Source organism: Microvirga zambiensis WSM3693, assembly GCF_016735695.1.
Lineage (GTDB): Bacteria > Pseudomonadota > Alphaproteobacteria > Rhizobiales > Beijerinckiaceae > Microvirga > Microvirga zambiensis.
Genome location: NZ_JAERQD010000102.1, coordinates 1 through 13,460, shown reverse-complemented (window position 1 = coordinate 13,460; position 13,460 = coordinate 1). Strand labels below are relative to the sequence as shown.

General features: G+C 62.1%; 13 protein-coding genes and 1 pseudogene. 4 read left to right on the top strand and 10 right to left on the bottom strand.

Features of this window, described 5'->3' with window-relative positions; translation table 11 throughout:
- Both JKL46_RS36030 and JKL46_RS32340 read left to right on the top strand, forming a co-directional pair.
- A pseudogene (locus JKL46_RS36030) lies at positions 1-168 on the top strand (succinyl-CoA--3-ketoacid-CoA transferase); the annotation flags it as partial.
- Positions 169-279: 111 nt separating this feature from the next.
- Positions 280-867: a cysteine hydrolase family protein gene (locus JKL46_RS32340; RefSeq protein WP_201842370.1), complete on the top strand. Its 588-nt coding sequence runs from the start codon at positions 280-282 to the stop codon at positions 865-867.
- Between the two features lie 18 nt (positions 868-885).
- Here the strand turns inward: JKL46_RS32340 and JKL46_RS32335 are convergent, their stop codons facing one another.
- From JKL46_RS32335 to JKL46_RS32290, 10 genes are all read right to left on the bottom strand, one after another.
- Entirely contained in the window at positions 886-1,821 is a 936-nt protein-coding gene (locus tag JKL46_RS32335) for an HlyD family secretion protein (RefSeq protein WP_201842368.1), read from the bottom strand.
- Positions 1,818-2,057 carry a DUF3302 domain-containing protein gene (locus tag JKL46_RS32330; RefSeq protein ID WP_201842366.1) on the bottom strand — a complete coding sequence of 80 codons (240 nt, stop codon included), beginning with the start codon at positions 2,055-2,057 and terminating at the stop codon, positions 1,818-1,820. Before JKL46_RS32330 ends, JKL46_RS32335 begins: the two co-directional genes overlap by 4 nt.
- 12 nt (positions 2,058-2,069) lie before the next feature.
- A complete protein-coding gene (locus JKL46_RS32325; RefSeq protein WP_201842364.1) occupies positions 2,070-2,588 on the bottom strand; it encodes a hypothetical protein in 519 nt (172 codons plus the stop codon).
- Positions 2,589-2,624: 36 nt separating this feature from the next.
- On the bottom strand, positions 2,625-4,172 hold the full coding sequence (locus JKL46_RS32320; protein ID WP_201842362.1) for a DUF1254 domain-containing protein: 1,548 nt from the start codon (positions 4,170-4,172) through the stop codon (positions 2,625-2,627).
- Positions 4,173-4,189: 17 nt separating this feature from the next.
- Positions 4,190-5,605 carry a DUF1254 domain-containing protein gene (locus JKL46_RS32315; protein ID WP_201842359.1) on the bottom strand — a complete coding sequence of 472 codons (1,416 nt, stop codon included), beginning with the start codon at positions 5,603-5,605 and terminating at the stop codon, positions 4,190-4,192.
- Positions 5,606-5,790: 185 nt separating this feature from the next.
- A complete protein-coding gene (locus tag JKL46_RS32310) occupies positions 5,791-7,263 on the bottom strand; it encodes a DUF1254 domain-containing protein (protein WP_201842357.1) in 1,473 nt (490 codons plus the stop codon).
- Positions 7,264-7,400: 137 nt separating this feature from the next.
- Entirely contained in the window at positions 7,401-9,041 is a 1,641-nt protein-coding gene (locus tag JKL46_RS32305) for an ABC transporter permease subunit (protein WP_201842355.1), read from the bottom strand.
- Positions 9,042-9,204: 163 nt separating this feature from the next.
- Positions 9,205-10,242, bottom strand: coding sequence for a Fe(3+) ABC transporter substrate-binding protein (locus JKL46_RS32300; protein WP_201842353.1), 1,038 nt, complete (start codon positions 10,240-10,242; stop codon positions 9,205-9,207).
- A 233-nt stretch (positions 10,243-10,475) separates the two neighbouring features.
- On the bottom strand, positions 10,476-11,138 hold the full coding sequence (locus JKL46_RS32295; RefSeq protein ID WP_201842351.1) for a Crp/Fnr family transcriptional regulator: 663 nt from the start codon (positions 11,136-11,138) through the stop codon (positions 10,476-10,478).
- Positions 11,139-11,301: 163 nt separating this feature from the next.
- Positions 11,302-11,529 (bottom strand): hypothetical protein, encoded by a 228-nt coding sequence (locus JKL46_RS32290; protein ID WP_201842350.1) that lies wholly within the window; start codon positions 11,527-11,529, stop codon positions 11,302-11,304.
- A 280-nt stretch (positions 11,530-11,809) separates the two neighbouring features.
- Here JKL46_RS32290 and JKL46_RS32285 point away from each other — a divergent pair, with 280 nt between their 5' ends.
- Both JKL46_RS32285 and JKL46_RS32280 read left to right on the top strand, forming a co-directional pair.
- On the top strand, positions 11,810-12,430 hold the full coding sequence (locus tag JKL46_RS32285) for a pentapeptide repeat-containing protein (protein WP_201842348.1): 621 nt from the start codon (positions 11,810-11,812) through the stop codon (positions 12,428-12,430).
- A 124-nt stretch (positions 12,431-12,554) separates the two neighbouring features.
- A complete protein-coding gene (locus JKL46_RS32280) occupies positions 12,555-13,004 on the top strand; it encodes an RNA polymerase subunit sigma-70 (RefSeq protein ID WP_201842345.1) in 450 nt (149 codons plus the stop codon).
- Positions 13,005-13,460 lie beyond the last annotated feature (456 nt).

Sequence of the window (13,460 nt, the reverse complement as noted above, 5' to 3'; positions counted from 1 at the left end):
GTCGATCTGGTGATCACCGATCTCGGCGTGTTCGCCATCGACAAGAAGGGCGGCACCGGCATGAGCCTGATCGAGCTCGCCGACGGCGTCAGCGTCGACGAGATCAGGGCCAAGACCCAGGCCGAGTTCAAGGTCGACCTCAATAAAGCCCGGCCCGACGCGGCCTGACGCAAGGCGTGTTCGGACATCTTTCAGGCCCCGGGGGAAACTCCGGGGCCTTTGTTTTCCGCGCAGTGCAGACGTGGAACTGCGCTCCCATGCACGTCGTTTGTGTCTGCCATGACACCTCTGAGTCCTGCTACGCTTCACCTTTGCATCGACATGCAGCACCTGTTTTCGAGGGAAGGTCCGTGGCCGACCCCGTGGATGGAGCGTGTGCTTCCGGTCGTGGCCGAAATTGCGGAGCGGGCTCCTCATCGCACCGTATTCACCCGCTTCATCCCGCCTTATTTGCCCGAGGACATGCCGGGCACTTGGCGCGGCTATTACGAGCGCTGGCGTGAGGCGACCCGCGAGCATCTCGATCCCCGTTTTCTGGAGCTGTTGCCGCCGCTGCAGCGCCTCGTGCCACCCGCTATCGTATTGGACAAGCCGGTCTATTCAGCCTTCGCAGGCCACAAGCTGCGCGATCTCGTCAATGAGCGCTGCATCGATACCCTGCTGGTCACCGGCTCCGAGACCGATATGTGCGTTCTCGCCACGGTGCTCGGCGCCGTCGATCTGGGATTGCGGATCGTTATCGTCACGGACGGCGTCTGCAGCTCCTCGGATGAGGGACACGATTCCCTTCTCACGCTCTACTCGAAACGATACCGGCACCACATCGAAACGATCGACAGCGAGAGCCTGTTCGCGCAATGGCGATGATGATCTGCTGCATCTGCATCAGAACGGGTTAACGTAATTCAGGATGGCGGTCTGGCGCAGCACGACCTTGCGGATGACGTGAGCCGCCTTGACGTGCTCCGTAAAGATCGCCGCCAGTCCGGTGGTGCCCGCAGGAAGGCGCTTGGCGAGGTCCGGATCGTCGAGCGTGAAGCGGACCACGAAGGGCGCGGTCTGGACATCCGGAGGCGAGATAGCCGAACCGCTGACTTGCGCCTGCCCTGTTGCGATCGCCTGCAGCACCGCCTGGACGCGGCCGGTGAAGACTTCGCCTGGCAGGGTCTTGAAGGTGATCTCGACCGGTTGCCCGACCTCGACATAACGGGCGTAGATCTGCGGGATCTCCGCCGCGAAAAGGGTCTCCGAGGTGTCGATGAAGGCCATCACCGGCGATTGCGCAGTGACCCGCGCGCCTTTGCGCAGGGCGAGGTTCGTCACATAGCCGTCCGCCGGCGCGCGCACGGTGGTCTTGTCGAGATTCCATTTGGCGCCTTCGAGCTGCGCCTGCAGTTCCTGAACCTCCGCTTCGCGCTGCTGCACGTCGAAGGCGCGCCCAGTGTCGCGGCTCTGGAGCTCGGAGAATTGAGAACGTCGCAGCTCGGCGAACTTGAGCTGAGCCTCGATCGTCTTGACCTGCGCCTCGTAGGTGGTCGGATCGATGCGGAACAGGACATCTCCAGCCTTGACCGGCACGTTCGCTGCAACCGGCACGTCGACGACTTCGCCTGCCACGGACGGGATGATCTGCACCGAATTGCGCCCCACCACCGCAGGGCCGGAAGGCGCGCCCCATCCCATCGGGATGAAAAGCCCGAGGAGAAGAAGCAGCAGCACGATGACCGGGGAGATCTTCCAGAATGTGTTGAACGGGATGAACTTGAGCCAGACGAACAGGGCAAGGAGCGCGATGTAGGAGTTGAGCAGGACGACGATCATTTAGACGCCTCCCGCCGCTCCGGCACGTCGACATAAGCCCAGATCAGAACAAGCGGCCAGAACACGAAGCCGAAGATCAGGGTGGCCCAGCTCCCAACCGCCACCGCCTCGGCCCAGGGATGTCCGCGCCTGCGCGCGATGCGGCCAGGCATCATCCCGAGCGCGACGAATACCGCGACAAGCGTCGCGACGAGGACGATCAGGACGATCCAGGCGAAGATGTCGATGGGATTCATGATCCAAGCTCCTCACGCCGCGCGTCGTAGCTCCGCGTCGCCTGCGACCGCATCGAGGGCGTGACGGGCTGCGTTGAAAGCAAGGAGGATGCCGGCAAAGTACACAGCCATGAAGAACGCCTGAGCAAGCAGCCAGACGTTCTTGCCCGTGACGACCGGCGCGTAATAGAAGGCCGGCCAGACCGCATCGAAAACGAAGTAGCCGGGATAGCCGATGGCGAAGACGCCGAGGAGACCGACGATGCACAGCCACAACGCCGCGGAACTTCCTGCGCCGGCATTACGCGACGAGAACCGTCCCGCCAGCATCAGCGTAAGGCCGGGCGCCACCATCCCGAGTCCCCCGGCCTGCACGGCGGCGACCGACAGCGTCCAGGGACATGCCCACCACAGGGTGATGTTCTGCATGAACAGCTCGCCGGTGGGCCAGCGGGCGCCGACGCAGTAATGCGCGACGATGCCGAACGTCAGGAAGACGCCGAAGATGAAGAGGCCCAGCCCCCATTTCGCAAACCGCATTCCTTGATACATCGAACCGGCCCTCCATGACGGCGCTTGCCCGGGCTCCTATTTTCTCTCGACATTCGGGAGCTTGTACCTGCCGTCGAGGATCGCCTGCTCCGGGACATAGGCCCGAACGATCAGCGCGAACTGGCCCTCCGGGGCCGGGAGCCAGTTCGCGCGGGCTGTCGCTTCGGTGGGTTGCTCGTGTGACAGGGTGATGGTCAGCGAACCGTCCGCGGCGAATGTCAGCTCGTTCGCGTCGAGCGAAACCGTGCCGATATTGGTGCGGCCGTTCGGCGAATCCGGCAGCATGAAGTAATCCTTGTCGTACATGGTCAGAGACCAGAACCCGCCGCGCGACCTGTCGACGGGCGGAAGAGCATCCTTCGGAAACGTCATCGTATAGACATGGCGGCCGTCGAGCGTCGTGGCCTTGGCGTCGGTGCCGCGGATGAAGTAGGTCGCCTCGCGGTAGTCATTGACATAGATGTAGATGACGGTCGCCTGGGCCCGGCTGAACCAGTCGCTGCCCCACAGGCCTGCGCCTTCCTGCTTCTGCCATCCGTTTCCGGCGTCCACGCCCACCTGGACATAGGTGCTGCTGGTGTGCAGGGCAGAATCCGCTGCGAGTGCCTCCGTATCGAGCAGGGCCTTGTACTGCGGATTGCTGTTGCGCAGGGCGATCAGCGTTTTGGCCTGCGCGGCCATCGCGGTGTCATCCGGTCCCACCTTCGGATTGGCGTCCAACATCTTCGCCAGATCGTCCCAGAACGTCTTGGGATTGACCCATTGCGGGCGGCTGGCATCCGGATCTGCCGCGATCATTTCGGGCGTGACGCCGGGCGGGTAGACCGCATTGCGGGCGGCGGCCTTGCAGTCGAAGTCGCGCTGGCCAGCTTGGTTCTTGCTTAAGGGGTACATGCCGATCTGGTTCAGAACGGCGACTGCCCTTTCCTTCGCCTCCGGCGTTCGCGCCGCGAAGCTGCGCGGGAGTGCGGCCACGATGTTGGTGGGCATGCGCAGGATATCGATGAAGCCGTCCGGCTTCTGACCGTTCCAGTCAGGGCCGACGAGCAGATACTTCCCGCCGGGCGTCGCAGACGCCGAGCCGAGCTGGTGGATGACGTTGGTGAAGACGTCGACGATCTGAACCGTCCAGTAGTGGCCTTTGGGAGCATCGGTCGGTGTCTGGATCACGGCGGGCTCGGCGCCGAGATCGGCGAAGCCGGCGCCATAGACGGTGTCGTTGTTCGGCGTCACGACCCAGCGCTGTGACGGCGACATGTAGTCCGACAGGCAGCCGGTCATGTTCATCGGCGCGCCGGGAAGGAGTCCCAGCATGGTGCCGGGCGTATCCTTCATGATTTGCCACATGTTCGTGCGTCCGAAGCCGTCGACCGCCGGATAGCCCCAGTAATAGACGATGCGGGCGAGCGCCCTGACATAATCCTCGTTCGCGAGGACCGCAGGAATACCCGCCGACCGGGCGAGATCGGGATGAGCCGGCGTGAATGCCCGGGCGGCGTAGGGAAGTTGCTGCTGCGCGAGGGCGGAAGAGGTGCCGGCAGCCAGCATCAGGCTGAGGATGAGCGAAATGCGGCGTCTCGGCATGGCATTGCTCCTGCTGCTCATTGCGCTGCGACCATTTCGACGTCCGAGAGCCGCCATGCCTTGTCGAACAGGGCCTTGGTCGGCGCATAGAGGCGGAACATCAGCTCGAAGCCGCGGTTCGGGTCGGTCGGGACCCAGTTGGATTCCTTGCCGGCCGGCGCCTTCGGGCCGAAATAGATGTCGACGGATCCGTCAGCGTTCTTTTGCACCTCGGCGGCGTTCGAGGCGCGGCTCGCGCGATCGACGTTCTTGATCAGAGCGTGGGTCTGCCGGTCATAGGCGGTCACCGACCAGTACTGCTCGACCGGCGCATTGGGCGGCACGGTCAGGCGGTAGGTCTTGCCGCCATCGTAGTTGTTCCCGCCCTTGTCCTTGATGTTGATCAGGTAGAACTGGCCGGCGCCGAGGCGTTTGATGCCGATATAGCCATAGGTGTAAGTGAGGCCGCGCGCATCGACCGGATAGCGGTTGGGGTCCGCGAAATTGGCTGCGGCCGCCTCGATGAGTTCGGGGAGAGCGGGGAAGGTCCAGTGCGTTCCTTCGAAGAAGGGCGGCAGGCCGGCGTCGTATCTCGCCTCGAGCACCGTCTGCGCCTCGCGGATGCCGGACGTGAGAGCCTGCTTCGTCTTGGCATCGGGAGCGAAGGGCTTGCCCTTCTCGATGCCGAGCGAACGCAGCTGATCGATCATGACCCGATCCCGGCCTAGCCACGGCTCGCTCTGCACGATCCTGTCGAGCCCTTCGAAGAAACTCTCATCGTAGCGGATGGTCGAGTCGAAAAGGATGTCCTTGACGTCAGTGAAGACCGTTGCAGGTGGGTCGGAAGCCTGCGAAAGCGGATAGATCTTGATGCGTTTGCCGTAGGCGACCGATTTCTCGACATCAGCGTTGTCGTGGCTGCGCAGGTTCGAGCGGAACAGCGCGTAGCTTCCATGAGTATCCGGCTGCAGCGGCGAATAACCGACAGGGATCTTGTCCGAATAGCCGGGCGGCAGCATCAGCAGCTTGATGCCCTGACCCTTATCGACCCCGAGAAGTCCCGCATCCTCGAGCGGCTGCTGCCAGATGTTGACGATATTGGCATTGAGCGAACCGTCCGCTCCCGCCGCGGGGATGTCGATCACGATCGGCCCGACATCCTTGGTGTTGAAGAATGCCATGAAATAGAGCGTGTCCGGATTGGGCGTGAGGGTCTGGTTCCTCCAGTCGAGCGGGCGGCCCCAATAGATCACCTGGTTCACCTTGCCGGGCGTCTTGGTCAGCATCTCCTGCAGCATCAGGTCGTAATTGACAGCCGGCATGCCCCAGATGGCGGCTTCGACGGCACGGCGCTGGATCTGTCGGCTGTTGAGATCTTCGGCGGATGGTGTCTGGGCAGATGCCGTTGCCGTGGCGGCGGCGAAGGCGAGAGCAGCGAGAACGATCCGCTTCATGGGCTCTTCCTCTCGATTTATCGGAGTGGCGGGCGCCCATGTCGGGTCAACCCGGAGACCGATACGAGCCGAGTTTAGTCCCATCGGACCGGATGGATATCAGGTGAAACCCTGAGAAGGGGAAAGGTTAAACCTGCGGCCCGGATGCGCTGCGGGGCGCTCCGGGCCGGTGGAAACCACATCGCCTATTGAGCGAGCGCCTGGGTCGCGTCGACCTTCTCGACCGGGGGCGGGGCCCACCGACCGGTCAGCGCGTTCATCGCCGGTGCGTAGAGGCGCATCGTGAGATTGAAAGGACTCCGTGGGGCAGGCAGCCAGTTCGCCTCCATGCCCTTGCCGGGATTGTCTGCTTGGATGAAAAGATCGAGGGAGCCGTCGGCATTGTACTGGAAGGGCATCCAACTGCTCACCGCGAAGCGATTAAGGCTGTTGGCCACCTGGAATCCCTCCGGATCGTAAAGCGTCACCGACCAGAATGCCTCCGCCGGCGGCAGATTACCCTTGGCGAAGTGGATCGTGTAGCGGTTGCTTCCGTTGAGCGGTTGGCCGGCGGAATCGGCGAGGTTCAGGGGATAGATCGCGTCCTCCGGCAAGTTGGCTCCAAGGCCGACCTGGGAAACCACGGCCCGCTTCAGGTAATAATTGCCGTAGACGCCCATCGTGTCGGTGTTCATCGACCAGCCGTTGACGACGCGCGCCAGGCTCTGAAGCTTCCACCCCATGAGCCGTTGCGCTTCCGTTGCAGCCTGCGCGATTCCCTGTCTGACAGCGCTGTCGATGGCGCTTGCGTCGAAGCTCTTTCCGGGCTCGATGCCGATGCGCTTCATCCGCGCGACAATCGGCTGGTCGGTAATGTGAGGCGGGTGCACCTTCAGCAGTTCCGCCGCATAGGCGAAGAAGCGTTCGGCAGGCATTGTGTCGACCTGAACCTTCGGTGGCGTTTTCATGTCGATGGTCGGATCGGGCTTGAACGGCATCGGCTCGACGGTCCGGCCCCATTGCGAAGCAGGCGTGAGCTTGTACCCGTCCTGGATCTTATGGACGGCCGGATAGTCAGCCGGACCATCCGTCTTGGTGCGTCCGATGATCCAGACATAGGGCGTCGGCGCCTCGATGACCTGCGTGTCCTGCGGGAGCTTGTAGTCATCGACAAGACGCGCGCGCATCTCGGGACGCCAACCCTTCGCGACAAGGACGAAGTTTCCGGCCTTCGTGCCGGTGGTGCGCCAGCCAGGCGACGCGAACACGTCGGTCCACATGTCGAGCATCGGCAGCAGGTAATAGCGCCCGTTCGTATCGGGAACCGAAACCACCATCGGCTCCTTCGTCAGGTCGAGGAATGCCGACGAATACAGTGTGTCGAAATTCGGCCGAACGACGGCCCGGTCCTCGGCACCGGGATAGGCCCAGATATTGGCGAAGGTGTTCATCGGGCCGCCAAAACCCTTCCCGGGCTCGACATTGGTGATCTGCCGACGGGTGATGTCCATGGTGACGAGCGGATAAAGATAGATGTAGGCATCGACCGCGATGTCGCGGGCCTGCTGCTCGTCGACGGATGGAGGGGCCGTTTGGGCTGATGCGTTGCCCATCGCTGTCACGGCGAGCAGCGCGGGAACGAAAACGGCAGCGGAAAAGGCTCTCCTCGCGTAGGTCATCGTGGTCTCCGCTTGTTAGGGAACACGGACAAGACACGCATTACAGGCGAGGCCCCGCCTGAACCGGAAGCCTCATTCCGGGCCGGAGTATAGCACTTTTCCGTTGGCTCGGATGGAGCTTGTCGAGCGAATGAGGCCTAAGGGAGAGATTCTGACGCCGAGTCCGGACTCTCCACCGTTCTCGGCCGCGCCTCTGCGCTGCGGATGAGCTGGATCACCGGCAGGAGCCCAACCAGGACGATGACGAGGGCGGCGAGCGATCCGTCCTCGAACCGTCCCCGCGAGGCATAGGTGTAGACGAGGGTCGAGAGCGTTTCGGTGTTGAGAGGGCGAAGCAGAAGGGTCGCCGGCAACTCCTTGATGCAGTCCACGAAGATCAGCAGGGCGGCGCTCGCGAGGGCGGGGCGCATGAGCGGGATCTGAATCGACCACACCATTTCCCGCCGCGATGCTCCGAGCGTGCGCGCTGCATCTTCCAGGCTCGGCGACACGCGGTCCAGACCGGCGGAGAGGGAGCCGGTCGCGATCGAGAGGAAGCGGATCACATAGGCGATGATGATGCCTCCGGCGGCCCCCATGAGCAGGAGGCCGAGGCGTTCGCCCGTGAGGCTGCGCCAGACATTGCCGATGAAGTTGTCGATGCCGACCAGCGGGGTCATGAGTCCGAGTGCCAGCACCGTGCCCGGGATCGCATAACCCAGACTCGCCGCGAAAAGCGCTCCCTTGGTAAGGGAGTTCTTGGACAGGCGCGCGGCGCAGACCAGTACGATGGCGAGGATCAGCACCGCACAGGTGGCTACGACGGAAAGGCCGATCGTCGTCATCAGATGGGCGAGGAACTCCGCATCCAGCTGCTTGAACAGGCTGCCGCGCAGGGTTTCCCGCAGCAGGAAGGCGACCGGAAGGATGAAGCCTAAGACGACGGGCACGGTGCAGAGGCTTGTCGCAATCCAGGCGCGTAGGCCGAAAAGCGGAGCGGGGTGCACCGTGCGGTGTCGTTTGAGCGATGCGGAATAGCGCCGGTCCCGCCGTCCATAGCGCTCGAGCAGGATCAGCCCGACGACGAAGGCGAGCATCACGCAGGCGATCTGCGCCGCTCCCGCGAGGCTGCCGCGGTTGAGCCATGTGTTGAACACGGACACGGTGAGTGTGCGCACGCCGAGATATTCGCTGGCGCCGATGTCGTTCAGCGCTTCCAGCAACGCGAGCGATATGCCGACAGCGAGTGCGGGGCGGGCGAGGGGCAGCGCGATGATGCGGAAGAGCTTGACGCGGCTCGCGCCGAGGGTGCGGGCAACTTCCAGCATGCTCGCGCTCTGCGTCAGGAACATCGCCCGGGCCGCGATGTAGATGTAGGGATAGAGCACCGCGGACATCACGAGGATGCAGCCGGGAAGCGAGCGGATTTCCGGAAACCAGTATTCGCTCCGGGATTTCCAGCCCACGAGATCGCGCAACGCCATCTGCACGAGGCCGGCCGAGTCGAAGATTTCGACATAGATATAGGCCGTGATGTAGGTCGGTACGGCGAGCGGCAACGGCAGCAGCCACACCAGGGCGTTGCGGCCGGGGAAGCGGTGCGCGGTCACGAGCCAGGCCGCCGTGATGCCCATGGAGCCCGCGACGACGCCGATGCCTATCAGAAGTGCGAGCGTGTCGAGCGTGCTCGCCGGCAAGACGTTCGCAATCAGGTGGGGCCAGATCTCCGCGTCGCCCTCGGCGGCGATATTGATCAGCGCGGCGATCGGCAGGAAGACGAGCAGACCGATCGCGGCCACGGCGGCCGACAGCCACCAGGGGATGCTTTTTGCCTTTCTCCGGAACGAGAGGCGGAGTGCGGTCTGCGTTTCTGCGATCACGGGCTAATGGAAGCGGCGCTACCGTCGCCGGCAGCGCCTCTCTTGAATTGGGGAGAGGCGGCGGGAAGAGCCGCCCCTTGTCTTATTGGTCGAAGCCGACCTTGTCGACCAGCTCGCTCGCCTTCTTGCGCAGTTTGGCGATCTCGGCGATCTGCACGTTGTCGGCCTTCAATTCGCCGAAGGAGGCGATGGTCGGGTGGACCTTGATGCCGGCCTTGACCGGATATTCGGAATTGGCATCGGCGTGGATCCGCTGCGACTCGTCCGAGACCATGTATTCCATGAACTTCATGGCGTTGGCCTTGTTGGGCGCGTTCTTCGCCAGCGCGAGGCCGGCGACGTTCACATGGGTGCCGCCGCCCTCGAAGGTCGGCAGGATCACGTTGATCGCCTCGCCCCATTTCTTCTGGTCCGCGTCGGTGCCGTTGAGCATGAGCGAGACATAATAGGTGTTGCCGACGGCGATGTCGCAGACGCCGGCGAGGATGTCACGAGCCTGCTCGCGGTCGCCGCCCGACGGCTTCTTGGCGAGGTTGGCCTTCACGCCCTTCAGCCATTCCTCGGCCTTGGCCTCGCCCTTGTGGGCGATCATGGCGGCGATCAGGCTGATGTTGTAGAGATGCTGGCCGGAGCGGATGCAGATCTTGCCCTTCCACTTGGGATCGGCGAGCTCTTCGTAGGTGATCTTGTCCTGCTTCACACGGTCTTTGGAGGCGTATACGACCCGGCCGCGCAGGGCGATGCCGAACCAGTGGCCTTCCGGATCGCGATAGGCGGCGGGAATGACCTTCTCGAGCGCTTCGGACTTCACGGCTTGCGTCACGCCGTAATCCTTGGCGGCGGCGAGGCGGCCGATATCGACGGTGACGATCACGTCAGCCGGGCTGTTCGCGCCTTCGGTGCGGATGCGCTCCTCGAGCCCATTGGCGATGAAGATCGTGTTGACCTTGATGCCGGTCTCTTTGGTGAACTCGTCGAGCACAGGCTTGATCAGGCCGGGCTCGCGTGCGGTGTAGATGTTCAGCACTTCCTCAGCCGACGCCGACACGCCCGAACCTGCAAGAACACCGAGAACCGCAGTTCCGAAGAGCAGCCCACGTCCAAAAGAAAGTTTCACCATTGCGACATCCTCCAGCAATCGTGCCGGACGCCTTTTGGTCCGCCACGCTTGGGCTGCAGGAACCATGATCTGGAAGGTGCGTCAATTAAAAATCAAGTGATTTCAATAGGTTATAAGAATTCTAAACTGTATCTTCTTTATAGGATTTCTAAAGCACCGGACCCAAAAGTGGATTTGCACATTTGGGATGATTCCGATGCTTTCTTCTTGAATGAGAGCATCGGTCCGATGCTCTAAGCGGAGGCCGCCTGCTTGACTGGCTCGATCTCGGGCAGCGCGTCCCGTAGACGGACGATCTCCTTCTCCATGCTCTCCATGTTGTGGAAAAGCCGCTCGCTCGTGAGGCGCAGGAAGTAGAAGCCGAATTCCGGGTTCTGGAAATAGAGCTGGCGCACCTCGTCGTAGGAGATGCTCAGCACTTCGCCTGCCTCGAGACATTCGAGAGTCTGCGTGCGCGTGTTGGTCGGGGACATGAAGCCCATTTCGCCGACGACCTGACCCTGTAGCAGCTCAATGTTGATCTCTTTCAGCCGGAAACGTCCGGAGATCGTGAAGTACATGCAGTCGGCGGCATCGCCCTTGGCGAAGAGGATCTCGCCTGCCTTCGTCCTGCGGCGGGTCATGAAGGGCTTGAGCCACTCCATGGAAAGGTCGCTCTTCGAGGCGTGCTTCACCCGTTTGATCAGGCCGAGCATCTGGTAGAGACGGACGCTGTTGATCGGCAGCAGGATCAGGTTGGCCACGACGCCTGGGATGTTGCCCAGGAAGGCGGAGACGATCAGGGAGCAGATATTGGCTCCGATGCCGATGCAGCGCAGCGGGATGATCGTCTTCATGGCGCTGCCCGTGATGGCAAGAGCCGCGCCGAACCAGCCGATCGCCTCAACCCATGTCATGAAGATTCATCCCGCGTTTTTACTTATCGTTACGTCATATAGCATCAGGACAGGAATCCGCGCCAGCTACGCATTGGCGCAGGATGAATTGCTCTTAAGGAGAGTTCCAATCGTCAGGCCTCGGCGTGTGCGGACGTTGGCCGGGCGGGCGAATCGTCCGGCGTCACGGGCGTGGTGTGGTCGTCCGGTCCGGCACGCTCAAAGCACGCCGCGGCGCCGAGGTCGTGCGTTCCTGGGTTGCCGTGGAGCGGCCCGTCGTCGAACTGGCGAGGGAGGGTGGAGGCGGAACCGGATCGCGCGGCAGAACGCCGACAGGGGCCGTGGAGGCGACGCAACCGCTCAGCACGAGGCCGGCAAGCAAAATGGCAGGAAACGTTACGGAAGGGCGCATGGTTTTACTCCACGGGAATCGCTGGAGAAGCTAGACCATAGAGGAGGGAAGTCGAGTCTCTCGTGGATTCCGTGAAAGTTGGTTGGCGAGGGCTCCTCAGGAGTGGGGCGGGGCCTATTTATGGAAGAAGCGCTCCAAAAGGAGCTGCTGGAGGGCGAGTTCCGTGAGAATTGCAGGGGTATTGCTGGCTTTGTGCGTTTGCGCCGGCCCGGCCATGGCCAAGTGTCAGGATGCGCCAGCACCAGGGGTCGACTGGTCGGGATGCTCCAAGGCACGTCTCATGCTGACGAATGACGACCTGACGGGCATCGTTATTCAACGCTCGCTTCTCACGTTAAGCGACTTCGCCGGCTCGCGCATGGCCGGTGCCAAACTGAGTGAGACGGAAGTCAGCCGCACTCGTTTCGAAGGCGCCGATCTTTCGCGATCGGATTTCACGAAGGCGCTCGGCTGGCGGGCCAACTTCGCGCAGGCAAATCTGTCGGGCGCGAATTTCGGCTCGGCCGACATGAACCGCTCGAACTTCGCTCAGGTGAAAGCGGCGGGGGCTAATTTCAGCAAGTCCGAATTGAACCGCTCCGATTTCAGCGGAGCGGACCTCACGGGCGCCAACATGTCGAAGGCAGAGTTGGCACGGGTTCTGTTCCAGAGCGCGAAGGTGACCGGCATCGACTTCAGCTATTCCAATCTCTCGCGCTCTCGGCTCGACGGCCTCGACCTCAAAGGGGCGAACCTGACGGGAGTCTATCTTTATCTGACGCAAATCGGCGGTACCGATCTGAGCGGTGTGAGTGGGCTCAGCCAGTCCCAGATCGACATCGCCTGCGGCACGGAGCAGACCAAGCTTCCGACCGGGCTCAACGCACCAAAAGGCTGGCCTTGCAAAGACGAAGAGGATTGATCGGCTGGACGTGTGTTGAAACCAAGCCGCAGCGTGGCCGTTGAAAATGTTGAGATGTTTCGGAGAGGCAAGGTTCAGGCGCCGTTCTTGAGGCATATCGTTTCTTTGAAGGAGTGCGTTCGCTTTGACCACGCTCAAGGAATTCGAGGATGCCCTGCGGGAGCAGGGCATGCATATGGCACTCGCGATCCTGCAGAAGCTACGGGAGCGGGACAGGACCATTCGGTCGATCGCTCCCGCCCGGAGGATCGCCGGACGTAAGATGACCCCCGAACTGGCGAGGCGGATCCTTGATCTCCATGCCACGACGGAGATGACCCAGCAGGAGATTGCGTTCCAGCTGGGCGTCAATCAGGGGCGGGTCAACGAAGTGATCAAGCGCGGGAAGTGGCTCGACGACAATCCTGCAGCACCGGAGGCTATCGCACGCGACAAGGCGAAGGAGCGGATATCTCAGGCCGATGCGGGTAGACGCCCCGTCGGTCGAGAGGCGCGCGCTGTTTCTTCATCCGGTAGAAAAAAGCAAAGCGGGAAGGAAAGCCGTCAGGCGCAGCTGCTTCTGGGGGATCTCTGACAACAACGCGAGGGCGCATTACTTCCAGAAAAAACCCCGCCCAGAGGGCAGGGTTGAGTGATCTCCTCGCCTTCGGTTGTCAAGCCGAAAACGGGAATATTAGGGCATGTCTTCAAAGTAATGTCAAATTGCTTTAAACGGAATTTTAAGGGAATTGTTTCGTGCTATATTGATAAAATTCTCTTATCCCAAAGTAGTACTACTTTTCCACCCCTTGAATATCACGTGACCCGGTGGGTGTTGCTGCTTTGCCATAGCATTCCTTTGGGTAAGAGGCGTAAGTTTTCCCCGTGAGTCCTCACACTAAGGGGTTACGGTTATGAGAAAGTGCGTACTTAGCCTCCTTGCAGGGGTTGCAGGCGTCTCGCTTGCTGCAGCCGCTGCCTCAGCTGCGGACCTGCCCAGTCAGGCACCGCCCCCGGCACCGATCATCGCGGCTCCGATCTTCACCTGGAC

Excerpts from the sequence above, each read along its gene's own strand:
- JKL46_RS32330 (WP_201842366.1), bottom strand. The coding sequence starts at position 2,057 with ATGAATCCCATCGACATCTTCGCCTGGATCGTCCTGATCGTCCTCGTC.
- JKL46_RS32285 (WP_201842348.1), top strand. The coding sequence starts at position 11,810 with ATGCTGACGAATGACGACCTGACGGGCATCGTTATTCAACGCTCGCTT.
- JKL46_RS32340 (WP_201842370.1), top strand. The coding sequence starts at position 280 with ATGACACCTCTGAGTCCTGCTACGCTTCACCTTTGCATCGACATGCAG.
- JKL46_RS32325 (WP_201842364.1), bottom strand. The coding sequence starts at position 2,588 with ATGTATCAAGGAATGCGGTTTGCGAAATGGGGGCTGGGCCTCTTCATC.
- JKL46_RS32310 (WP_201842357.1), bottom strand. The coding sequence starts at position 7,263 with ATGACCTACGCGAGGAGAGCCTTTTCCGCTGCCGTTTTCGTTCCCGCG.
- JKL46_RS32335 (WP_201842368.1), bottom strand. The coding sequence starts at position 1,821 with ATGATCGTCGTCCTGCTCAACTCCTACATCGCGCTCCTTGCCCTGTTC.
- JKL46_RS32290 (WP_201842350.1), bottom strand. The coding sequence starts at position 11,529 with ATGCGCCCTTCCGTAACGTTTCCTGCCATTTTGCTTGCCGGCCTCGTG.
- JKL46_RS32315 (WP_201842359.1), bottom strand. The coding sequence starts at position 5,605 with ATGAAGCGGATCGTTCTCGCTGCTCTCGCCTTCGCCGCCGCCACGGCA.
- JKL46_RS32320 (WP_201842362.1), bottom strand. The coding sequence starts at position 4,172 with ATGCCGAGACGCCGCATTTCGCTCATCCTCAGCCTGATGCTGGCTGCC.
- JKL46_RS32300 (WP_201842353.1), bottom strand. The coding sequence starts at position 10,242 with ATGGTGAAACTTTCTTTTGGACGTGGGCTGCTCTTCGGAACTGCGGTT.
- JKL46_RS32295 (WP_201842351.1), bottom strand. The coding sequence starts at position 11,138 with ATGACATGGGTTGAGGCGATCGGCTGGTTCGGCGCGGCTCTTGCCATC.